The sequence below is a fragment of the Streptomyces collinus genome (genome assembly GCF_031348265.1).
GTDB classification, from domain to species: Bacteria; Actinomycetota; Actinomycetes; order Streptomycetales; family Streptomycetaceae; genus Streptomyces; species Streptomyces collinus.
Genome location: NZ_CP133771.1, coordinates 5,498,857 through 5,518,929, shown reverse-complemented (window position 1 = coordinate 5,518,929; position 20,073 = coordinate 5,498,857). Strand labels below are relative to the sequence as shown.

The following is a 20,073-nucleotide window of genomic DNA, read 5'->3' as shown; positions in this document are numbered from 1 at the left end:
GGACCGCAGGTGGTTGCGGTGGTCGTACCGCCTTCGCCTTGGCGCGAATGGCACGTTACGACCTGAAACCACTCCCCGTCCATGTCCGCCCGAGATGCAACTAAGCCGTGACGCGGCGGGGTGTGACAGAAAACGCACACCGGGCGCTGTAGGGAGTACGGGCCGCCGCGCGGCCCGTGCCGCGCGACGGCCGGGGCCTCTCCTGTGGGGGGTGGCGGCCTCGGCCGTTGCCAAGGCAGGTGCCGGCGGATGCGCGTCCCGCCCGGCGGTGCCGGCCGGCGCTTCGTGGAATCCCTTATTCGTTACGGCCGTTGGGCCGGCCTTCGGGCTGGGAGCGCTTGCCCTCGCTCCCGCTCCTGCCCGCACCGCTGTCCGGTCCGTCGGCCGCGCCGTTGTCCGGCCCGTTGTCCGCACCGTCGTTCGCGGCGGGTGCGCCGTCGTCCTCGGCGGGCCCGTCGTTCCCGGAGCCGCCGCTCCCGGCCTGTGGTTCGTCCCGTCGCTCGGCGCAGTACGCCGTGACGTTCCTCTCACCGCCGGCGGCGGCCACGAGCCGCTGCCAGGCCGTCGCGTCCATGGCGTTGCCGCGTCCCCCGGCACGCTCGTAGGCGCCGCAGTGGGCCTCGGCGTCCTGGGCGGCGTCCGGCCGGTCCGGGTGAGCCGGCGAGGAACCGGCGCCGGTGCCCGGGCTGTGGCTGCCACGGGGAGGCTGCTGCGCCGGGTCGCGCGGGACGCTGCTCGGCGCGGGCGAGCGGCCGGGGGCGTCCTCCGGGCCCTCGTCGGGCGATCCGGCCACGCCGATCGCCGCCACCGCGACACCGCCCAGCGTGAGGCTGGCGAGCAGCACGGAGAGCGTCGTCTTCAGGGACCGTCCGAGGTGGCGCCGCTCCCGGGCACGCCAGTCGTCCCGGCGGCGGGTGCGCGTCCGCGGCGCTCCGGCCTCCCGGGCGGCCCGGAAGGCCGCCACGGCCCGCTGTTCGGCCTCCGCGTCGACGCCGTCCCGGATGAGGGAGGCGATGATCAGCGCCTCCACGTCGGAGTCGAGGAGGGCGTGACGGGAACCACGGCCGGACAGCCCGCCGTCGCTCTGCCGTTCACCCATGTTCGTTTCCGTTCCTGCTCGATCCGATCGATCCGTCCGCTCCGGCGGCGCCGCCCGGCCCGCCGAGCCCCAGTACGTCACACCGGTCCGCCCTGTTCAGGGCGCCGGATCCGCGCGACCCGCCCGGCCCGTGAGCGAAACCGTCGATTCCGCTCACGTCGACTCACCCAGCGTCCGGGGAGCCCCATCCGTCACACTCTTCTCCGCGCCCAGCTGCCCGGCGAGGCGTTTCAGGCCCCGGTGGGCGGCCGTGCGCACCGCACCCGGACGCTTGCCCAGCACCCGTGCGGCAGCCGGCCCGTCGAGGCCCACCACCACCCGCAGCAGCACGGCCTCGGCCTGGTCACGCGGCAGCCCCCGCACCAGCTCCAGGGCGCGCTCGGTGGAGAGGGCCTCCAGCGCCTGGTCGTGCGTGCTCTGCGGTCCGGGCAGTTCCAGGACGTCCTGCTCCAGCGCGGACGACCGGGGCCGTACCCGCTGCCGGCGCAGATGGTCCAGCGCCCGGTGCCGGGCGATGGTCGCCGTCCAGCCGCGGAAGCCGGCCCCGTCGCCCCGGAACCGCCCGAGGTCTCGGGCGATCTCCAGCCAGGCGTCGGACGCCACGTCCTCCGCGTCGTCCCCGACCAGGCCGCGCAGATAGCCGAGCAGTCCGGGCTGCACGAACCGGTAGGCGACCGCGAAGGCCGCCTCGTCACCCTGCTGGGCCTTCGCGACGGCCGCGCCGAGTTCCCCGTCGTACGCCTGTCCGCGCCGGGGTTCCGTTCCCTGACCCAAGTACCGTCCTCGTCCGTGCCGGCTGCGCGCCCTCCCACGGTCATCAGCGCCGGTCTTCGCGGAAGTGTCACAGCGCGTCAGGCTCCGGGCGGCGACGGCCGTTCGGGTCAACCCCGCCCGCCGTCCTCGGGAGCCCGGCCCCGGGGAGGTTTCGGCCAAGTGACGTACCGGGGAGCTCTGCTCGCGATGCAACCGCCCACGAAAGGCGAGCACCGTATGACACCCCGCCTCCTGCGCACCGCCGTCGCCACCGCCCTGGCCATCGGCGCCCTCGGCCTGACCCAGCCCGCCCGGGCCGCCTCCCCGGACGGGGTGCACACCGTCCGGGTGCCGGACGGCGACCCCCGCGAACGGTCCCTCGCCCCGCGCACCACTGAGCCGTTCAGCCTGATCGGCCTCACCTGGGACGACCCGGAGGCGACCCTGAACGGCACCGCCCAGGTGCGCACCCGCTCCCGGGAGAGCGGCGTGTGGAGCGAGTGGCACCCCCTGGAGACGGACGCCCGTACGCCCGAGGCGGGCCCCGACCGCGACCGGCCGGGTGTGCGCGGCAGCACCCAGCCGCTGTGGACCGGGCCATCGGACGGCTTCCAGGTGCGCGTCTCGGGCGCCCGCCTGCCGACGGGGCTGCGCGTCGAACTGGTCGACCCCGAGGCCGGGTCGGACGCCGTGCACACCACCGTCGTCGAACCGGACGCCGCCGCCGGTCCGCTCCTCGCCGGGCGTCCCGCCATGACGTCGCGCTCCGCCTGGGGCGCCGACGAGTCCCTGGTGAAGGACCCGCCCACGTACACCGGCAACACCAAGGCGATCTTCGTGCACCACACGGCGGGCACCAATGCCTACGCGTGCTCCCAGTCGGCGTCGATCGTGCGCGGCGTGTTCCTCTACCACGTGAAGAGCAACGGCTGGAACGACATCGGCTACCACTTCCTCGTCGACAAGTGCGGCACCGTCTTCGAGGGCCGTGCGGGCGGCGTCGACAAGCCCGTCCTCGGCGCGCACACCTACGGGTTCAACACCGCCACCAGCAGCATCTCGGTGCTCGGCAACTACTCCACGGCGGCCGCCAACGCCGCGGTGCGCCAGTCGGTCGCGAAGGTCGCGGCGTGGAAACTCGGCCTCTACGGCATCAACCCGGCCGGGACGGTCGTGCTGACCTCCGGTGCCGACAACGGCAAGTACAAGCTGGGGCAGAAGGTCACGTTCCACCGCATCTCCGGGCACCGTGACGGCTACCCCACCGAGTGCCCCGGCCAGAACCTCTACAACGACCTGCCCAGGATCCGCACCCTGGCCACGAGCGCCGGCACGTTGGCCGAGGCCGCTTCGGGACTGCCGGGGGCCTGGAACGAGGACGAGGACGAGGGCGTGCCGACCCGCTGACGCTATGCCCGGGGCTCGGTGCTCACCGCGTCCCGGCACAGCAACCGCAGCGAACCGTGGCCGGCGTAGCAGCGGCGGGCCTCGTCGATGGGGTCCCACAGGCGTCCGTCGGGGGTGCGGATCCAGTGGTCGCCGCCGGTCGCCCACCACTCGGCGCCGGTCTGACGCACGATCACCTCACCGGCGTAGGCGCCGAAGCCGCGCAGTGCCTGCTGGACGGCGGCCTCGGGCGCTCCTTCCTGCCGTATCCCCTCGATCATCCGGTCGATGCTCCACAGACTCTGTGCCGAGTAGTCGAGGTGCAGCCGTGCTCCCTCGCGCATCGTCGCCACTGTGTCCGCCGCCCATCGCAGCGGCTTCGCAGCCGCCGATGGCCTGGTCTCCGCTTGAGTCGTCACATCCCGGAAAGCGCTGCGACGAAGCGTTTCGTCACCCGGAATCGGCGACTGCCCCGAAGCGGCGCAGGATTGCCCCACCTTGCCCAAGGGACAGTCACAGGACCCTTCCAGGAAGCGGGTTTAGGGGTCCCTCAGTGGTTCTCAGGCCGGTCGGGCCGTCGGCGGCCCCACTCAGCCCTGCTGCCGGCTCCGGCGGGAGACCACCGCGCGCAGCACCCGCCGCCCCTCCGTCGACACCTCCAGCGCCCGGCGCAGCCCGGCCGGACCGTGTCCGGCCAGGACCTCCAGGACGATGACCTGGCGGCGCAGTTCGGCGGCGACGAGGGGTGACATGCCGTCCGTACGGCCCTCGCGGCGGGAGTCCACGGTCGAGGCCTCGTCCTGGGCGGTGTCCAGGAGCCGGTGGATCTGCAGGGAGGCGACGGAGCAGGCGTCGGCCCACACCCGGACTTCCGCGGCGGACCGCTCGGCGGGGGCGGCCTCCAGCATCCGGTGGGCGAGCACGGCCGCCTCGTCCCCGGCGCCGGCCGCGTCCAGCTTGCCGCGCGCCTGCTCCAGCCGCTCGCCCCACTCACCGGCGCCGGCGTCGTCGCCGAGGCTCGCCCACACCGGCCGCAGGGTCTCGTCGTCGCCGCCCAGCAGGGGCACGCACCGATCGAGACAAGCCAGCCCGCTCGCGGCCAGCCCGCGTTCGTCGGCCTGTGCGATCAACTCCACCAGGCTCATCCACGCCTCCCTCCGCGGGCCTTCTCCGGGGCCCGATCAGGCCGCCACCAGCCCTCACCCCTCACGGAACCCGCACTTCCCCTTACTGCGCGCAACGGCCCCGGAGTGTCACAGGGGCACCACGCCCAGCCTGTCGAGGAAGCGGAACAAGAGGTTTTCGGCCAGGGGGTCAGGGTCTGAAGTCAGTACGGCCACGAGGGCGTCGGCGTTCACCTCGCACCCGGCCTCGGCGGCCCAGCGCACGGCGCGCTCGGCGGCGTCACCGGGTTCCAGGAAGTAGTCCTCCAGCGTGAGACCCTCGCGGCCGGCCCCCAGGTACCCGGCCATCGCGGAGCGCGCGAGGCAGGTCGTCCACGCCCCGCTCTCCGGGGCCGCGGCCTCCAGCACCACGCACTCGCTGTTCATGACGTACCCGAAGAGCGCGGGCGCCCCGGTCTCCCGCGCCAGGGCGTTCATGTTCCCGATGTCGCCGTCGCTGCTCGGGTACTCCCAGACCTGCCATCCGCCCGCCGCCGAGGCGCGCTGCGTCGGGCCCTCCCCGGCCCCCGCCAGCGCGTCCAGCTCCGGCAGCGGCCGCTCCCCCCGGCCCACGACGAAATATCCCCAGTAGCCCATGTCCCGGTTCCCCCCGGCATATTCGACTCCACTCGCGCCAGAAGACGACCACAGGCGTACGCGAGTTCGCAGCCGTATGCGCCAATTCGTTCCGGTCAGCCGAGCCTGTCCGCCAGCGCCCGGAACTCCGCCCAGGACAGCTCGGGCCTGTCCGGGTCCCACAGCTTCTGGACGGTCGCCCGCAGCGGCATCCGGATCCCGGCCGCCACCTGGTCCTCCGTCTGGGAGTTCGCGAGGTCGCACCAGACGGCGAAGGACCCGCCGAGGATCTGGCCGTCGTAGCGCGCCGGGACGGCCGCGGTGCCGCGCAGCACCCGCGGTGTCCACTGCTCGTAGATCCGCTGGCCCGTCGGGTAGACGAAGGTCTGCGGCTCGCCGAGCACGTAGTACAGGAACTCGTCGTTGTAGTTGATCACCTTGCGGCCCGCCTCCAGGTACTCCAGGGGAGCCCGGGCGCCGATCTCCTTGCCCGTCCAGTAGGCGACCTGGATGTCCTTGGCGGCCTGGACGGAGGTGCCGCGGAAGAAGCCGTCGTTCCAGGCGCGCGGGACGCGCTGGTGCTTGCGGACGGTGTCGGCCCGGTCGTTCAGCCAGCCGGTCGTGAGGTCGGCGACCGTCGCGCCGGAGCCGTACCTCTCCCGGGCGGCGGCGGCCAGCTGCGGGAACGACGCCTCCGGGTCCGACCGGGTCAGCGCCTGGTACTCATCGCCGCCGAGGTGCCACGGCCCGCCGGGGAAGAGGTCCGCGTACTCGTTGAGCAGGTCGTCGACGATCTCGGCGCTCCCCGCCTTGGAGATGTCGATGGCGCCCTGCACCGCCGACCCCTGCGCGCTGCGCAGCTGCAGGTCGGGGTGGGCGTCGAGGACCGCGCCCAGGTGGCCGGGCGAGTCGATCTCGGGCACGACCGTGATGTGCCGGCTCCGCGCCAGGTCGATGATCTTCCGCACCTGCGCCTTGGTCAGATGCTGCTGCGACACGATCTCGGGATGGGAGGAGGACTCGATCCGGAAGCCCTGGTCGTCGGAGAAGTGCAGCCCCAGCTGGTTGAACTTCAGGTCGCCCAGTTCCCGGACGCGGTCCTCGATCCAGCCGGCCGTGAAGTTCTTGCGCGCGATGTCCAGCATGAACCCGCGCTGGGGCTTGGCCGGCTCGTCCTTCACGACCCCCTCGGGCGCCGTGCCGCCGTCGTGGGTCTCCTGCTTGAGCGTGCGGGTGCCGTAGAAGACCCCCGCGTCGGACGGCCCGTCGATCTCCACCCGCCCGTCGCGCACGGTCATCGTGTACGACTCCGGGTTCGCGCCCTTGTCACCGTTCAGCGCCAGCCGCAGGTCCCCGGCCTTCTTGTCGCCCTTCTCGCCCGCGTACGCCAAGCCCAGCTCGCCCGCGACCAGCCGGCCCTCGTCGGCCAGCGCCGGGTCGTCCACGACCACCCGGTTGCCCTTCTCGGGCTTCCAGCCCGGACCGCGCGCCGGTTCGTGGTCGCGCACGGCGGGGATGGTGCGGGGTGCCTCGGACAGGGGGTAGGAGCGCGTCGGACTGGGGGTCGGGGCCGCCTCCGGTGCCTGGTCCGGCGGGGCGGCCGCGGTGGCCCCCTGCGAGGATCTGGCCTGAGAGCCGGTGGACCCGCCGTCGCCGCCCGAGGCCGCCCAGAGCCCAAGACTCACCCCGGCCGCGACCACGACCAGGGCTACAGCCATGGCCACGACCAGCACCTGCCGCTGTTTCTCCTGCTTCGCCGAAGTCCGGCGCCTGTGCTGACTCACTCAGCCAACCTAAAACCCGGGGCCGTATGGCGCGCGTCCACCACGCGTGCCGAATCTCTCCCGCCCGGGTGAAATTCAGGCATCCTTCGGACACGTCATGGTCGTACTCGATAGCGTGACGTCACATCTCTCACAGCTCGCCCTGCTGACACACGTGACGCCCACGAGGACCCACGCTGCCTGCGCACCGTCTCCCAGACCTCCCCGGCCGACTCGCCATACCGGTGGAGCACTTCAACGCAGCCTCCGCACAGGAGCTGGAGCAGGCCCTCCTCGCCTGCCTGCGCAGCCTCCGCTGGGCCCGGCGCGTCGCGGACCACCGCCCCTACCCGGACGTGGACTCGCTGCTGGCCGCTGCGGACGAGGCGGCCTACGACCTGACCTGGTCCGACCTCACGGAAGCGCTGGCGGCCGAGCCCCTTCCCACCCTCCCGCCGGACACCTACTCCGCGGCCCACACCGCCCTGAGCGCGGCCCACGCCGCCTACGAGGCCCGCTTCGGGCACATGTTCGTCATCTGCCTGGACGGCCTGTCCCCGTCGGAAACCCTGGACCGCCTCCTCGCGGCCATCCGGTCGCGATTGACCAACGATCCCGAGGAGGAGCGCGCGGTCGTGGCCGACGAACTCCGCCGCCTGGCGAGCGTGCGGCTGGTCAGCGCCTTGAGGGGCGCGGGGAACTGCGCGAGCAACCACTGACGACTCGCACCCGGCGTCCCAAGAACACCCCCTGCCCCCTGGGCCGCACTAGCCCACCAGTACCTCTTTGCGTGCCAGTTTGATCACACCCAGGGACCCGGGCTCAGCCCAGCGGCAGCGCATCGCTACGATGCTGGGGGCCGGTGGACCGTACCCGGCCGGGCCCGACCGACACACCAAGCCGGCGCGGCCCCAATCCCCGCTCCCGGAGGAAACTTCCGTGCCGGCTGGAACGCTGTACCGCGGCCGGGAAGGAATGTGGTCCTGGGTGGCTCACCGAGTCACCGGCGTCCTCATCTTCTTCTTCCTGTTCGTCCACGTGCTGGACACCGCTCTCGTCCGTGTGTCCCCTGAGGCCTACGACACCGTCGTGGCCACGTACAAGACGCCGATCGTCGCGCTGCTGGAGTACGGCCTCGTCGCCGCCATCCTCTTCCACGCGCTCAACGGTCTGCGCGTCATCGCTGTCGACTTCTGGATCAAGGGCGCCCGCTACCAGAAGCAGATGCTCTGGACCGTCGTCGCCCTGTGGGTCGTGCTGATGCTCGGGGCCATCTACCCCGTCCTCGGCCACGCCGCTCGTGAACTGTTCGGGAGCTGACGCCAATGTCCACGTCTGAGAAGACCGCTGCCGGCGTCGGCCCCGTCGAGGGCGGCGCCGTCTACACCGTCGACAACCCGGCGCCCTTCATCGAGGCCCCGCGCCAGCGGACCAAGAAGACCCCGAAGAGCACCCGGGGCAACTTCGAGCTGGCCGCCTGGCTCTTCATGCGCCTGTCGGGCGTCGTGCTGGTCATCCTGGTCCTCGGCCACCTGCTGATCCAGCTCGTGCTGGACGGCGGCGTCTCCAAGATCGGCTTCGCCTTCGTGGCGGGCCGCTGGGCGTCCCCGTTCTGGCAGGTCTGGGACCTGCTGATGCTGTGGCTCGCCATGCTGCACGGCGCCAACGGCCTGCGCACGGTCATCAACGACTACGCGGAGCGCGCGAACACCCGGCTGTGGCTCAAGGGCCTGCTCTACACGGCCACGGTGTTCACCATCCTGCTGGGCACGCTGGTGATCTTCACCTTCGACCCGAACATCCGCTAGGCACGGGGCTGCGAGAATCATGAAGATCCACAAGTACGACACCGTCATCGTCGGCGCCGGTGGCGCGGGCATGCGCGCGGCCATCGAGTCCACGAAGCGCAGCCGCACCGCCGTGCTGACCAAGCTCTACCCGACCCGCTCCCACACGGGCGCCGCGCAGGGCGGCATGGCCGCCGCGCTCGCCAACGTGGAGGAGGACAACTGGGAGTGGCACACCTTCGACACGGTCAAGGGCGGTGACTACCTGGTAGACCAGGATGCCGCCGAGATCCTGGCGAAGGAGGCCATCGACTCCGTCCTCGACCTGGAGAAGATGGGCCTGCCGTTCAACCGGACCCCGAACGGCACCATCGACCAGCGCCGCTTCGGCGGTCACAGCCGCAACCACGGCGAGGCCCCGGTCCGCCGCTCCTGCTACGCGGCCGACCGCACCGGCCACATGATCCTCCAGACGCTGTACCAGAACTGCGTCAAGGAGGGCGTGGAGTTCTACAACGAGTTCTACGTCCTGGACCAGCTGATCACCGAGGTCGACGGCGTCAAGAAGTCCGCCGGTGTGGTGGCCTACGAACTGGCGACCGGCGAGATCCACGTCTTCCAGGCGAAGTCCGTGGTCTACGCGTCCGGCGGCTGCGGCAAGTTCTTCAAGGTGACGTCGAACGCGCACACGCTGACCGGTGACGGCCAGGCGGCCGTCTACCGCCGCGGGCTGCCGCTGGAGGACATGGAGTTCTTCCAGTTCCACCCGACCGGCATCTGGCGCATGGGCATCCTGCTGACGGAGGGCGCCCGCGGTGAGGGCGGCATCCTCCGCAACAAGGACGGCGAGCGCTTCATGGAGAAGTACGCGCCGGTCATGAAGGACCTCGCGTCCCGTGACGTCGTGTCCCGCTCCATCTACACGGAGATCCGTGAGGGCCGCGGCTGCGGTCCCGAGGGCGACCACGTCTACCTCGACCTCACGCACCTCCCGCCGGAGCAGCTGGACGCGAAGCTCCCGGACATCACGGAGTTCGCCCGCACCTACCTCGGCATCGAGCCCTACACGGACCCGATCCCGATCCAGCCCACCGCGCACTACGCCATGGGCGGCATCCCGACCAACGTCGAGGGTGAGGTCCTGGCGGACAACACCACGGTCGTCCCGGGCCTGTACGCGGCCGGCGAGGTCGCCTGCGTGTCCGTCCACGGCGCCAACCGCCTCGGCACGAACTCGCTGCTGGACATCAACGTCTTCGGCAAGCGCGCGGGCATCGCCGCCGCCGAGTACGCGCAGAAGGCGGAGTTCGTCGAGCTGCCGGAGAACCCGGCCGAGCTCGTGGTCGAGCAGGTCGAGCGGCTGCGCGACGCCACCGGCAACGAGCGGGTGGCGGAACTGCGGCGCGAGCTGCAGGAGACCATGGACGCCAACGTCATGGTGTTCCGCACCGAGCAGACGATCAAGACTGCGGTCGAGAAGATCGCGGAGCTGCGCGAGCGGTACAAGAACGTGTCGATCCAGGACAAGGGCAAGCGGTTCAACACGGACCTGCTGGAGGCCGTCGAGCTGGGCAACCTGCTCGACCTCGCCGAGGTCATGGCGGTCTCCGCGCTCGCCCGCAAGGAGTCCCGCGGTGGTCACTACCGCGAGGACTACCCCAACCGCGACGACGTCAACTTCATGCGGCACACCATGGCGTACCGCGAGGTCGGCGCCGACGGTTCCGAAACCGTCCGTCTCGACTACAAGCCGGTCGTCCAGACCCGCTACCAGCCGATGGAGCGTAAGTACTGATGGCTACCCCTGTTCTGGACAAGGAAGACGCGGCCGGCAAGCCCGAGCCCGGTTTCGCCGACTCCCCCTACATCACGGTCACCTTCCGCATCCGCCGCTTCAACCCGGAGGTCGCGGCGGAAGCGGTGTGGGAAGACTTCCAGGTGGAGATCGACCCCAAGGAGCGTGTCCTCGACGCCCTCCACAAGATCAAGTGGGACCTGGACGGCACCCTCACCTTCCGCCGCTCCTGCGCCCACGGCATCTGCGGTTCGGACGCGATGCGGATCAACGGCAAGAACCGTCTTGCCTGCAAGACCCTGATCAAGGACATCAACCCCGAGAAGCCGATCACGGTCGAGGCCATCAAGGGCCTCACGGTCCTGAAGGACCTCGTGGTCGACATGGAGCCGTTCTTCCAGGCGTACCGCGACGTCATGCCCTTCCTCATCACGAAGGACACGAACGAGCCGACGCGTGAGCGTTTCCAGACGGCCGAGGACCGCGAGCGCTTCGACGACACCACGAAGTGCATCCTCTGCGCGGCCTGCACCACGTCGTGCCCGGTCTTCTGGAACGACGGCCAGTACTTCGGCCCGGCCGCCATCGTCAACGCGCACCGCTTCATCTTCGACTCGCGTGACGAGGCGGGCGAGCAGCGCCTGGAGATCCTGAACGACCGCGACGGCGTCTGGCGCTGCCGCACGACCTTCAACTGCACGGACGCCTGCCCGCGCGGCATCGAGGTCACGAAGGCGATCGCAGAGGTCAAGCGCGCACTGATCACGCGCCGCTTCTGAGGTCGACCGCTTGTCCAAGAGGGCCCCGTTTCCGCTGGAGACGGGGCCCTCTGGCATATGCCACACCATCGGGTGAACGCAGCGGAACGGGCCGCACGGACGTCGTCCGGCCTACGATGATGCTCTCGACACCAGTTCCCAGGAGGCACCTGATGTCCGCAGCTTCCGTCGAGCAGCCCTTCCACGACGAAGAGCCGGTCACCCTCACGACCATCGCCGACGAGATCATGGAGCGCCATCCGGGCTACCGCGTCGAGATCATCGGAGGCCATCTCCTCGTGACCCCGTCCCCTGACGGCGCCCATGCTCGCGCGCTGACCAAGCTCATGCGTCCCTTCATGGCAGCCGACCTGGATGGAGGCGAAACCGAACTCCTTCAGGGCGTCGGTCTGTGGCTGCCCATGGAACCGGAGGACTACGCCATCCCCGATCTTGCGGTCGTGGACGCCGATTTCGAGGACCATCACGTCGAGAACAACGCTTACGAACCGGTCTGCTTCCGCCTGGTGCTGGAGGTCACGTCCACAAACTGGAAGAACGACCTGAAGACGAAGGTCGCCGCCTACGCCGAGGCGAAGGTCCCGGTCTACGTCATCGTGGACCGCAAACACCAACGCCTCCACGTCCTGACCAACCCGGTCGGAAGCACCTACGAGAACCACCGCCCACACGCCCCCGGCGAGCTCGTCACCCTCCCGGACTCCATCGGCGCGAAGGTGACTCTCGACGTGGCCGAGATCCTCAAGGCGGGCCGGCCGAAGACGAGCGACTGACACTCACAACTGGCTCAGGATCGAAGGATCCGTGATCTTCGTGTCCGCCGCCAGCATCATCGCCTTGCTCAGGATCACCGACAGCATGCGGTCGCCCTCGTAGGGGAGGTAGCCCGCCCCAGGGGCCGTCGGGGCGGACTTCGGGACGATGCAGAGGTACTGGTCGTTCGGGGTCATGAGGATGTTGCCCGAGCCGAGGTGGATCTTGTAGGTGTGGCGGTCGCCGCGGACGTGGAGGAAGCGGCCCTCCAGGGTGCAGCGGTCGGCTATCGCCAGGCGCGGGACCAGGCGTTCCAGCAGGAGTCTGCGGGTCTCGGCGCTCTGGTTCAGTTCGCCGAAGCCGTACGACGTCCAGTACTCGCGGAAGCGGCCGCCCGGGCCGCCGTCCTGCCAGGTCGGGTCGTTGCCGATGCTGGAGACGCCGACGAACAGGTCGACATCGCGCAGGACTTCGGAGAGGACCAGGGGCGGGATGTCCTTCAGGGGGATCGGGTCGACCGGGTCCTGGCCGTCGCGGAGCCACATGGCGTACTCGCCGCCGCAGCAGTGCGCCGAGTTCTGCGGGGCGTCGATCGGGTAGAAGCGGACCTGGTCGGTGCGCAGGCGCAGATAGCTGCCGGAGTCGGTGGTGTCGACGCCGTACTCCTCGCCGTCGCCCTCGATCCAGTACTCGGCGCGCAGGCCCCACCGAGGCAGCTCGCGGGTGGCGGGAGGGGCGGAGTCGTCGACGCACAGGCGCAGCTTGTTGTGCCAGCCGCGGATCGCGGCCAGGGAGTGGAACTGGTGCTGGCGCAGGACGTGGGCCGCAAAGCGGTTGGAGTAGGTGCCGGTGGCCCGCTCAGCGTCCGTGAGCAGGTAGATCTCGCGGTGGGCCTGCTTGAACGGCTGAGTGATGCCGTGCCGCTCCAGCCAGTCGCGCCAGGCGACGATCTCGGCGGCTTCGCGGCCGGCCGGGTGCCAGAGTTCGACCCGGGTACCCGGCGGCAGCGGGTCGTCGGACAGGGTCCGCAGCTCGCCGTCCGCGTATCCGGCCGTCGTGCCGTCGACCGTCCACAGCAGGCGGCGGGCCAGTGTGCCGACCAGGGGGTGGTCCAGGTAGCGCTCGCGCCAGAGCGCGTACGGCCAGCTGCGGCGGGCCAGGAACTGGCGGTCCAGGCGCTCGCTCTGCGCCGAGAGCATCTTGTCGATGTCCTTGGCCGCGGTCTTCAGGTCCTTCAGTTCATCCGGGTGGTCGCGCTTCACGGCCACCGGCACGGTCTTGACCGGCTTGCCCGCGGCGTTGCGCCAGCTCAGTACGGCGCGCGAGCCGCGGACTTCGAGGAGCGCCGTCGCCTCTCCCAGGCGGTGTTCGGCGCGGCCGGTCTCCGTCAGGCCGTAGGCGGGTACCGCCAGTTCCTCGATCTCGTCGCGGGTGAGACCGAGGGCGGTGGCCCTCGTCTCCAGTGCCGTGTCGAGGAGCTTGGCCGTGTTCTTGTACGTCACGCGGGTGGCCAGCCGAGCGAGTTCGGCCAGGGCCGCCTCGGAGTCGATGCGGGCCAGCGCGATGACACCGGCGTTGGCGACCTTCGGGTTGCGGGGGCCGATGCCCGCGACCTTCTTCAGTGACGTCTCGGCCAGAGCGCCCAGGGCCCGCGCGACATCGGGCCGGGGCGGCAGCAGGGAGAGGAGCCAGGCCAGGCCGCGCAGGGCCGTGGCGTTGTACGGGTCGTAGGCGTTGTTGATGTCCGGCTCCCACTCCTGGCGTTCCAGGGGGAGGGTGCGGGGGCGGCCGACGAGGGCGAGCCAGGAGAGGACCGTCTCGCGGACGGAGTCGGTGCCGAGGGTGTCCAGCAGGGCGCGGGCCTGCTTGTCCCACTTGGCCGTGGGCTTCGAGGCGGTGGCGGTGAGGGCGTGGGCGAGGAGCGCCTGCCAGTCCGGGGTGGTGGCGTCGCTCAGGGCCTGTTCGGCCCAGGCCTCGCCGACGTTGAGGACGGGGTCGGTGAGCTGCCGGGCCAACCCGACGAGGTCGTCCCCGCGGTAGGCGTCCAGGGCCGCGCGGCGGACCACGGCCACCACGGGAGCCGGGAGGGGACGGCCCGCGGCCAGCTCGGCCCGGCCCAGGATCTCGAAGCGGGCCGCGTACCAGAAGGACTGGCGGCGGGCGAGGTCGTCCAGGGCCTTGCGCCGCTCGGCGGCCAGCGGGTCGTCGGCGAGCCGCTCCGAGCCGTCGAGGCCCTCGGCGACCAGGACGCACAGGGCGAGATGGCGGCAGCGGGCTTCTGTGTCGTCACCGGTCTGGTGGAAACGGTCGGCCAGGGCGTGCAGCAGCGCGCGGCGGTCCTCGGCCGGCAGGGCGCGGAGCTGGTCGAGCACCCGCTCCCAGCCGCCGCCCCAGGAGCCGCGGCTGGAGTCCATGACGCGCAGCGCCTCGTCGGCGACCCGGGCGATGTCGCCGTCGGCGATCCTGTTGCGCAGCCGGTCCGTGTGCGACCGGGGTGTGCGGAAGGAGTTCATCAGCCACCGACCAGGGGGACGAGCTTCAGGAACGTGACCTCGGTGCCGAGCGTCAGCTCGATCTCCTCGTCCGGGTCGGTGACCTGACGGTCCCCCACCAGCACCAGGAAGCCGTTCCCCGCGAAGGCCCGCTCGGCGAGGGCCGTCTGCGTCTCGGGGTCGATCCGGCGGGGCGTGCGCACCGCGTAGCCGTTCAGCACGCGCTCGGTGTCCTCGGGCTGCACGAGCCCCTGGAACACCTCCGGCGTGCGGGCGTTGTACTCGGCGACCTCCTGGAACACCCGGCGCCGGATCAGTTCCCGTACGGTCAGCCGTTCTTCGGCGATCTCCAGCCCCCAGGCCGTGCGCCGCTCCCCCGCCGTCGTCTCGTCGACGAACGTCACGATTCCCATGCCGACGACCGTACGAGGCACCACTGACAATCACCCCGCGCCATCGTGTTGAACATGTTCAAAAGTAGTCTAGAGTCATCCCCGAAAGAGTTTTGAACGTGTTCAAGAAGGGGTGGAGCCATGGACCGCACGGTCATCGCCTACGTCATCTACCTGCTGGTCAGCATCGGTCTGACCGTCTGGGTGGCCCGCACGCTCAGCCACAACGGGAGGGTCTTCCTCGCCGACGTGCTGCACGGCAACGAGAAGCTCGCCGACGCCGTCAACCACCTCCTGGTGGTCGGCTTCTACCTCGTCAACCTCGGGTTCGTCGCGCTGTACCTGAGCGACGACGAGACCATCACCGACGCCCGCGGCATCTTCGAGGCCCTGTCGACCAAGCTCGGCGTGGTGCTGCTGGTGCTCGGCGTGATGCACCTGGCCAACGTCTACGTGCTCAACCGGATCCGGCGCCGGGGCGCCATGGAGCGGGAGCAGGTGCCCCCGGTGCCGCCGCAGGGCTGGGTGGCCCCGCAGGCGCAGGCCTGAGCGGAGGAGGCCCACGTGAACGCCACCGGCACGAACGCGACCGGCATGAACACACCCGCACCGGTCCGCCGGCTCACCGTCCTGTACGACGCCGAGTGCTCCCTGTGCGCGTTCCTGCGCGACTGGCTCCTGCGGCAGCCGAAGCTGGTGCCGCTGGAGCCGGTCCCGGCCGGCTCCGAGGAGGCCCGGCGGCGCTTCCCCGGCCTCGACCACGGAGCCACCCTCGACGAGATCACCGTCGTCGGCGACGCCGGGCAGGTCTACCGGGGCCCCGCCGCCTGGGTGGTCACCCTGTGGGCGCTGCGCGAGCACCGGCCGCTCGCCCACCGGCTGAGCACCCCGGCCGGTGCCCGGCTGGCCAGGGGCGCGGTGCTCGCCGCCGCCAAGTGGCGCGGGGCGCAGGGGCACCGGGGGCAGCGCGGCGGCGCGCAGTGGGGCGGCCAGGTGTACCGGCGCGCGGACGGCTGGTCGTACGCCCCCGGCAGCGGCTGGAGCTACACCGCGCCGGGCTGCGCCGACGGCACCTGCGCCCCCCGATAGCCGCACCGGTGCTGACGTTAGGCTCTCTTCCCGTGCCCGCGATGAACGACGGCCCCGACGACGGCGCCACCCCCACCAAGTCCGAGCAGACCCGCGCCCTGATCCTGGAGACTGCCATGCGGCTGTTCCAGGAGCGCGGCTACGACAAGACGACGATGCGGGCCATCGCCAAGGAGGCCGGCGTCTCCGTCGGCAACGCGTACTACTACTTCGCCGGCAAGGAGCACCTGATCCAGGGCTTCTACGACCGGATCGCCGCCGAGCACCAGGTGGCGGTCCGGGAGATCCTGGACCGGGAGCGGGACCTGGAGGCCCGGCTGGCGGGGGTGCTGCGGGCCTGGCTGGACATCGCGGCGCCCTACCACGAGTTCGCGGTGCAGTTCTTCAAGAACGCCGCCGACCCGGACAGCCCGCTCAGCCCCTTCTCGCCCGAGTCGGAGCACGCGCGCGAGGAGGCCATCAGCGTCCACCGGGAGGTGCTCGCCGGGGCCACGAAGACGAAGGTGCCCGAGGAACTGCGGGATGTCCTGCCCGAGTTGATGTGGCTGTCCCAGATGGGCCTCGTCCTGTACTGGATCTTCGACCGTACCGAGGGGCGCGAGCGCAGCTACCGGCTCGCCGAGCGCGGCGCCCGGCTCACCGCGCGGGGCGTCGCCCTGGCCCGCTTCCGGGTGCTGCGGCCGCTCGTGCGCGAGGTGCACGAGCTGTTCACGGAGTTCCTGCCGGGGATGACGAACGCCATCCCCGATCCGGCGGCCCGGCGGCGCACCGACCCCTGAGCCGCGGCCTGGCGGGGCGTCAGAGCGCGGTCAGGCTCCACAGGCGGAACACACCCGTGCCGTCCGACAGGTACTGGCCGCCGCCGACGTCCTCGGTGGTGACGACGTACTCCTCGGCCTGCCACAGCGGCAGCACCGGGACGTCCTCGGCGACGGTCTGCTGCACCGAGCGGAAGTCCTGGTCGGCCTCGGTCCGCTCGGCGAAGCGCCGGCTGTCCTTGATGAGCCGGTCGACGGTCTTGCTGCTGTAGCCGGTGTTCATGGCGCTGCCGGTGCCGACGAGCGCGGCGCCGAAGGTGTCCGGGTCGGGGAAGTCGGCGACCCAGCCGACGGCGTACGCGTCGAGCTTGCCGCTCGCCCACTGCTTCTGGAAGGCCGTCCACTCGTAGCCCTTGAGGGTGACCTTGAACAGGCCGCTCGCCTCCAGCTCCTTCTTGATCTCGGCGCCCTCCTGCTCGCCGGCCCCGCGGCCCTTGGCGTAGCCGTAGGTGAAGTGCACCGGCAGGCTCACACCGGCCTGGGTGAGCAGTTGCCGGGCCTTCTCCGGGTCCGGCTTCGGGTAGTCGTCGAAGAACGAGGCGGTGTGTCCGGTGAGGCCGGCCGGGATCAGGGAGTACAGCGGGTCGACGGTGCCGTCGTAGACGGTGGCGGCCAGCCGCTCGCGGTCGATCAGCCAGGCGATGGCCCGGCGGACCTTCGGCTCGTGCAGCGGCTTGCCCGCGCGGGTGTTGAAGTACAGGTTGCGGGTCTCGGACCCGTCTGCCTCGTAGACGCGTTGGGTGGGGTCGCTCGGGTTGAGGCCGGCCAGGACGCCGGGCGGCAGCTGGTCGGTCGCGACCTCGACCTGCTTGTCCTTCCAGGCGGTGTTCAGGGCCTCAGGGGTCGCGTAGTAGCGCAGGTCGACGGGTCGGCCGGTGCCGCTGACGGCGCCCTGGTAGTGCCGGCTGGGCGTGAGGACCGCGTCCCGGTCCTTCGTGTACGAGGTGAGGGTGTACGGGCCCGTGCCGTCGACGCGGTCGCCGGTGCGCAGCTTGCCGGCCGGGTACGCGGTGTGGTCGACGATCGAGCCGGCGCCGGTGGCCACCTTGAAGGGGAACGTCGCGTCCGGCGAGGTCAGGTGGAAGGTGACGGTCATGCCGTCGGCGTCCACGGAGCCGAGCGTGCCGAACAGGGACGCCGGGCCGACCGGGGCCTTGATCTTCAGGGTCCGGTCGAAGGAGTACTTCACGTCCTCGGCGTCCATCGTCCGGCCGCTCGGGAAGGTGAGGCCGTCGCGCAGCTCGCAGCGGTAGGTGGTGAGGTCGCCCCGGACGAACGCGCAGCTCTTCGCCGCGTCCGGCACGGGGGCGGTACCGCCCGGCGCGAAGGTCAGCAGCGACTGGAAGACGTTGCTGAACAGCGCCCAGGAGCCCGCGTCGTAGGCTCCGGCGGGGTCGAGCGAGGTGACGCCGTCCGTCGTGCCGACCGTGATGGTCTTCGCGTCGCCCTTCGATGGCAGGAGCCGCCAGGCTCCCACGGCCACGGCGGCCAGGACGAGCAGCCCCGCGAGTATCCGTATGCGAACCGATCGCATCGGCTTCGCCCTCCCCAGGCCCTTTGAGGCCCGTTGAGGCCCTTGTGCGTATGCCACACCCTTCGTGGCGGGCTCACACAATCACAGGATTTTGAGCAGGGGGAAGGGAGATCTGATGAGTTGGGAAAGAACTTACCGATGCGCGTTTCGGTCCGATTTCACAGCGTTCCCACAGGGTGCGCGCGGTCAGGCCCGCCTCGACGCCAGCTCGATCAGGGTGATGTCCGACGGGGCGCCCACGCGGGTGGGCGGGCCCCAGGCGCCGGCACCGCGCGAGACGTAGAGCTGGGTGTCGCCGTAGCGGTCCAGGCCCGCGAGGGTGGGGTTGGCGCCGGAGGCGATGAGGTTGCCGGGCCAGAGCTGGCCGCCGTGGGTGTGGCCGGAGAGCTGCAGGTCGACGCCGTGCTCGACGGCGTCGTGGATCTGGACGGGCTGGTGGGCGAGCAGGACGCACGCGCGTGCGGTGTCCCGGTCGCCGAGCGCCTTCGCGAAGTCGGGGCCCTGGCCCTCCTCCTCGCCGGCCACGTCGTTGACACCGGCCAGGTCGAAGTACGGCATCTCCCTGCGGGCGTTCTCCAGGGGGTCGATGCCCAGGCGGCGGACCTCCTCGACCCATTGCTCGGCGCCGGAGAAGTACTCGTGGTTGCCGGTGACGAAGTAGGAGCCGTGACGGGCCCTCAGCTGCGCGAGCGGGGCGGCCGCCGGGCCCAGGTCCTTCACGCTGCCGTCGACCAGGTCGCCGACGACCGCGATCAGGTCGGGCTGGGTCGAGTTGATCGTGTCGACGACCTTCTGCGCGAAGCCGCGTCCCAGGACCGGGCCGAGGTGCACGTCACTGACCACGGCGATCCGGTACCCGTGCGCGGCGCGCGGCAGCTTGGCCAGCGGCACGGTGACCCGCTTGACCTTCGGCCCGCGCAGCACACCGTACGTCCCGTACCCCACGGTCCCGACGGCCGCGGCCGCGGCGGCCCCGGCGACGACGCGGGAGACGAAGAGGCGACGGGAGGGGCCGGTGGGGGTTGCGGTACCGGCCGGCTCCGGGGACACCTCGGGCGACGTGTCCGGGCCCGGGCCGATCGGCGGGGGGAGGACGGTGGCGGCGGCGCCGCGGCCGGGCTGCGAGGCGGCTGCGGGCGCGGGCCGCCCGGGCGTGGGCTGCCCGGGCGCGGATGCCTGGGTGGCGCCGCCGCCCGCACGCGAGCCTGCCACGATCCCGGACGCAGAAGCCCCACCGGCATCGCCGGCCTCGGACGCCGGGGCCGTACCGCTGCCGTTCGCCTGCGGCGCGGCGGGCGCGGTCGCGGGCGCGTCGGCGCCGCCGTCGCGCTGCGAAGCGGCATCGGGCGCCGCGGAAGCTGTCGCTCCGCCGCCGCCCGCCCGCGTGCCGGCCGCAGGCACGGCGGTCGCGGTGGAGGCCGCGCCGCCACCTCCGCCGGGCTGCGAGGCGGGAGCGGGGTCGGGGGCCGTGGTCGGCCTGCCCGCGGAACCCGCCGGGGAGGACGCCGTGGACGTCGCCGGGCCGGGCTGTGCACCCTGGTCCGTGCGTCTCGCGCGGTGTTCCAGGAAGCGGCGCAGCAGTGGTCTGACGATTTCCCCGGCCAGGACCGCCAGCAGCAGGTATATCGACAGGGCCAGCCAGAGGAAGCCCGGCCAGGCGAGGACCTGCTGGAGCCAGAACGGGGCGCCCGAGCGCTCGGCGACCAGGGCCGTGATCGCCAGGATCCAGCCGCCGGCGATCAGGACCGCCCCCACGCGGCGCGTGAGGCCCGGGCCCCGGGTCGTGTCGCGGAACAGGCGGCGCCAGACGTACCAGTTGGCCGTCACGATGACGGCCATGACCAGTACGGCGACGACTACGAAAACGATGACCACGGTGCCGTGTCTCCCGATC

The 20,073-nt window shown here is 71.5% G+C and carries 20 protein-coding genes; 10 read left to right on the top strand and 10 right to left on the bottom strand.

The window, feature by feature from the left end; all coding sequences use genetic code 11:
- Nucleotides 1-295: 295 nt before the first annotated feature.
- Nucleotides 296-1,099, bottom strand: a complete 804-nt coding sequence (locus RFN52_RS25225) for a hypothetical protein (protein ID WP_184849240.1) — start codon at nucleotides 1,097-1,099, stop codon at nucleotides 296-298.
- 153 nt (nucleotides 1,100-1,252) lie between these two features.
- The gene (locus tag RFN52_RS25220; RefSeq protein WP_184849238.1) at nucleotides 1,253-1,873 is read right to left on the bottom strand and encodes an RNA polymerase sigma factor; all 621 of its coding nucleotides are present in this window, start codon (nucleotides 1,871-1,873) and stop codon (nucleotides 1,253-1,255) included.
- A gap of 216 nt (nucleotides 1,874-2,089) precedes the next feature.
- Here RFN52_RS25220 and RFN52_RS25215 point away from each other — a divergent pair, with 216 nt between their 5' ends.
- Nucleotides 2,090-3,259: a peptidoglycan recognition protein family protein gene (locus RFN52_RS25215; protein WP_184849236.1), complete on the top strand. Its 1,170-nt coding sequence runs from the start codon at nucleotides 2,090-2,092 to the stop codon at nucleotides 3,257-3,259.
- 2 nt (nucleotides 3,260-3,261) lie between these two features.
- On the opposite strand, the gene RFN52_RS25210 is transcribed toward RFN52_RS25215, so the two are convergent.
- From RFN52_RS25210 to RFN52_RS25195, 4 genes are all read right to left on the bottom strand, one after another.
- The gene (locus tag RFN52_RS25210; protein WP_184849234.1) at nucleotides 3,262-3,657 is read right to left on the bottom strand and encodes a hypothetical protein; all 396 of its coding nucleotides are present in this window, start codon (nucleotides 3,655-3,657) and stop codon (nucleotides 3,262-3,264) included.
- 171 nt (nucleotides 3,658-3,828) lie between these two features.
- Nucleotides 3,829-4,383: a hypothetical protein gene (locus RFN52_RS25205; protein WP_184849232.1), complete on the bottom strand. Its 555-nt coding sequence runs from the start codon at nucleotides 4,381-4,383 to the stop codon at nucleotides 3,829-3,831.
- A gap of 108 nt (nucleotides 4,384-4,491) precedes the next feature.
- Entirely contained in the window at nucleotides 4,492-4,998 is a 507-nt protein-coding gene (locus RFN52_RS25200; protein ID WP_184849230.1) for a hypothetical protein, read from the bottom strand.
- A gap of 95 nt (nucleotides 4,999-5,093) precedes the next feature.
- Complete coding sequence (locus tag RFN52_RS25195) at nucleotides 5,094-6,695, bottom strand: beta-N-acetylhexosaminidase (RefSeq protein WP_184854028.1); 1,602 nt, start codon at nucleotides 6,693-6,695, stop codon at nucleotides 5,094-5,096.
- 290 nt (nucleotides 6,696-6,985) lie between these two features.
- Here RFN52_RS25195 and RFN52_RS25190 point away from each other — a divergent pair, with 290 nt between their 5' ends.
- From RFN52_RS25190 to RFN52_RS25165, 6 genes are all read left to right on the top strand, one after another.
- Entirely contained in the window at nucleotides 6,986-7,459 is a 474-nt protein-coding gene (locus RFN52_RS25190) for a 2-oxo-4-hydroxy-4-carboxy-5-ureidoimidazoline decarboxylase (protein WP_184849228.1), read from the top strand.
- Between the two features lie 220 nt (nucleotides 7,460-7,679).
- Entirely contained in the window at nucleotides 7,680-8,060 is a 381-nt protein-coding gene (gene sdhC / locus RFN52_RS25185; RefSeq protein WP_031107855.1) for a succinate dehydrogenase, cytochrome b556 subunit, read from the top strand.
- 5 nt (nucleotides 8,061-8,065) lie between these two features.
- The gene (locus tag RFN52_RS25180) at nucleotides 8,066-8,548 is read left to right on the top strand and encodes a succinate dehydrogenase hydrophobic membrane anchor subunit (RefSeq protein ID WP_184849226.1); all 483 of its coding nucleotides are present in this window, start codon (nucleotides 8,066-8,068) and stop codon (nucleotides 8,546-8,548) included.
- 19 nt (nucleotides 8,549-8,567) lie between these two features.
- A complete protein-coding gene (sdhA, locus tag RFN52_RS25175; RefSeq protein WP_184849224.1) occupies nucleotides 8,568-10,322 on the top strand; it encodes a succinate dehydrogenase flavoprotein subunit in 1,755 nt (584 codons plus the stop codon).
- The gene (locus RFN52_RS25170) at nucleotides 10,322-11,101 is read left to right on the top strand and encodes a succinate dehydrogenase iron-sulfur subunit (protein ID WP_031107859.1); all 780 of its coding nucleotides are present in this window, start codon (nucleotides 10,322-10,324) and stop codon (nucleotides 11,099-11,101) included. The genes sdhA and RFN52_RS25170 overlap by 1 nt, the downstream gene beginning before the upstream one ends.
- Nucleotides 11,102-11,253: 152 nt before the next feature.
- Nucleotides 11,254-11,874, top strand: a complete 621-nt coding sequence (locus RFN52_RS25165) for a Uma2 family endonuclease (RefSeq protein ID WP_184849222.1) — start codon at nucleotides 11,254-11,256, stop codon at nucleotides 11,872-11,874.
- A 3-nt stretch (nucleotides 11,875-11,877) separates the two neighbouring features.
- On the opposite strand, the gene RFN52_RS25160 is transcribed toward RFN52_RS25165, so the two are convergent.
- Nucleotides 11,878-14,367 carry a DUF4132 domain-containing protein gene (locus tag RFN52_RS25160; protein ID WP_184849220.1) on the bottom strand — a complete coding sequence of 830 codons (2,490 nt, stop codon included), beginning with the start codon at nucleotides 14,365-14,367 and terminating at the stop codon, nucleotides 11,878-11,880.
- A complete protein-coding gene (locus tag RFN52_RS25155) occupies nucleotides 14,367-14,759 on the bottom strand; it encodes a hypothetical protein (protein ID WP_184849218.1) in 393 nt (130 codons plus the stop codon). Before RFN52_RS25155 ends, RFN52_RS25160 begins: the two co-directional genes overlap by 1 nt.
- 120 nt (nucleotides 14,760-14,879) lie before the next feature.
- On the opposite strand from RFN52_RS25155, the gene RFN52_RS25150 reads away from it, so the two are divergent.
- From RFN52_RS25150 to RFN52_RS25140, 3 genes are read left to right on the top strand one after another with little or no spacing between them, the layout of a single operon-like run.
- Nucleotides 14,880-15,287, top strand: a complete 408-nt coding sequence (locus tag RFN52_RS25150; protein ID WP_033311437.1) for a hypothetical protein — start codon at nucleotides 14,880-14,882, stop codon at nucleotides 15,285-15,287.
- Nucleotides 15,288-15,332: 45 nt separating this feature from the next.
- On the top strand, nucleotides 15,333-15,827 hold the full coding sequence (locus RFN52_RS25145) for a thiol-disulfide oxidoreductase DCC family protein (protein WP_184854027.1): 495 nt from the start codon (nucleotides 15,333-15,335) through the stop codon (nucleotides 15,825-15,827).
- Nucleotides 15,828-15,859: 32 nt separating this feature from the next.
- Nucleotides 15,860-16,606 carry a TetR/AcrR family transcriptional regulator gene (locus tag RFN52_RS25140; RefSeq protein WP_033311441.1) on the top strand — a complete coding sequence of 249 codons (747 nt, stop codon included), beginning with the start codon at nucleotides 15,860-15,862 and terminating at the stop codon, nucleotides 16,604-16,606.
- Between the two features lie 19 nt (nucleotides 16,607-16,625).
- On the opposite strand, the gene RFN52_RS25135 is transcribed toward RFN52_RS25140, so the two are convergent.
- Together RFN52_RS25135 and RFN52_RS25130 are read right to left on the bottom strand one after the other, a co-directional pair.
- Nucleotides 16,626-18,179: an ABC transporter substrate-binding protein gene (locus RFN52_RS25135; RefSeq protein ID WP_184849216.1), complete on the bottom strand. Its 1,554-nt coding sequence runs from the start codon at nucleotides 18,177-18,179 to the stop codon at nucleotides 16,626-16,628.
- A gap of 186 nt (nucleotides 18,180-18,365) precedes the next feature.
- Nucleotides 18,366-20,054: a metallophosphoesterase gene (locus RFN52_RS25130; RefSeq protein WP_184849213.1), complete on the bottom strand. Its 1,689-nt coding sequence runs from the start codon at nucleotides 20,052-20,054 to the stop codon at nucleotides 18,366-18,368.
- Nucleotides 20,055-20,073: the final 19 nt, after the last annotated feature.

Coding starts and splice junctions, on each gene's coding strand:
- RFN52_RS25225 (WP_184849240.1), bottom strand. CDS start 1,099: ATGGGTGAACGGCAGAGCGACGGCGGGCTGTCCGGCCGTGGTTCCCGT.
- sdhA (WP_184849224.1), top strand. CDS start 8,568: ATGAAGATCCACAAGTACGACACCGTCATCGTCGGCGCCGGTGGCGCG.
- RFN52_RS25180 (WP_184849226.1), top strand. CDS start 8,066: ATGTCCACGTCTGAGAAGACCGCTGCCGGCGTCGGCCCCGTCGAGGGC.
- RFN52_RS25195 (WP_184854028.1), bottom strand. CDS start 6,695: ATGGCTGTAGCCCTGGTCGTGGTCGCGGCCGGGGTGAGTCTTGGGCTC.
- RFN52_RS25215 (WP_184849236.1), top strand. CDS start 2,090: ATGACACCCCGCCTCCTGCGCACCGCCGTCGCCACCGCCCTGGCCATC.
- RFN52_RS25135 (WP_184849216.1), bottom strand. CDS start 18,179: ATGCGATCGGTTCGCATACGGATACTCGCGGGGCTGCTCGTCCTGGCC.
- RFN52_RS25145 (WP_184854027.1), top strand. CDS start 15,333: ATGAACACACCCGCACCGGTCCGCCGGCTCACCGTCCTGTACGACGCC.
- RFN52_RS25200 (WP_184849230.1), bottom strand. CDS start 4,998: ATGGGCTACTGGGGATATTTCGTCGTGGGCCGGGGGGAGCGGCCGCTG.
- RFN52_RS25165 (WP_184849222.1), top strand. CDS start 11,254: ATGTCCGCAGCTTCCGTCGAGCAGCCCTTCCACGACGAAGAGCCGGTC.
- RFN52_RS25160 (WP_184849220.1), bottom strand. CDS start 14,367: ATGAACTCCTTCCGCACACCCCGGTCGCACACGGACCGGCTGCGCAAC.
- RFN52_RS25150 (WP_033311437.1), top strand. CDS start 14,880: ATGGACCGCACGGTCATCGCCTACGTCATCTACCTGCTGGTCAGCATC.
- RFN52_RS25155 (WP_184849218.1), bottom strand. CDS start 14,759: ATGGGAATCGTGACGTTCGTCGACGAGACGACGGCGGGGGAGCGGCGC.
- RFN52_RS25205 (WP_184849232.1), bottom strand. CDS start 4,383: ATGAGCCTGGTGGAGTTGATCGCACAGGCCGACGAACGCGGGCTGGCC.
- RFN52_RS25170 (WP_031107859.1), top strand. CDS start 10,322: ATGGCTACCCCTGTTCTGGACAAGGAAGACGCGGCCGGCAAGCCCGAG.